The following is a 452-nucleotide window of genomic DNA, read 5'->3' as shown; positions in this document are numbered from 1 at the left end:
ACCAATCTAGGTCAATACACATTTACGTTACTTGAAGCGCTTGACCACGAAGATGGTCTGGTGAATAACAGTTTGAGCTTTGACCTGCCTGTTTATGCAGTAGACAGCGATGGCGATGATTCTTTGGTTTCTCAGTTAAATGTAACCATCGGTGATGATGTTCAAATCATGCAGGATGGTACGTTAGATATCACTGAGCCAAATCTTGCAGACGGCACAATCACAACCAGTACCATTGATGTGATGCCAGAGCAGAGTGCTGATGGCGCGACCATTACTGAGTTTACTTACGATGGTGGGACTCCACTGACGCTTGACCAAGCTGATACCGGTGAGCAAGAGTTTATCTTCACTGAAGGCTCTCTGTTTATCACACTTGAAGGTGAAGTACGCTTCGAACCAAACCGCAATCTAGACCACACGGTTAGCGAAGACATCGTCAAATCGATTGT

Annotated in this window: 1 protein-coding gene; it reads left to right on the top strand. The window is 45.4% G+C overall.

Features of this window, described 5'->3' with window-relative positions; all coding sequences use genetic code 11:
* Nucleotides 1–452: hypothetical protein (locus tag AB4371_RS20205; RefSeq protein ID WP_372150571.1), on the top strand; the 452-nt coding region annotated here is incomplete at both ends.

This window comes from Vibrio sp. 10N.261.51.A3, from assembly GCF_041471965.1.
GTDB classification, from domain to species: domain Bacteria; phylum Pseudomonadota; class Gammaproteobacteria; order Enterobacterales; family Vibrionaceae; genus Vibrio; species Vibrio crassostreae_C.
Note: the sequence above shows the minus strand (reverse complement) of the source record. Positions and strands in the feature narration are given on the sequence as shown.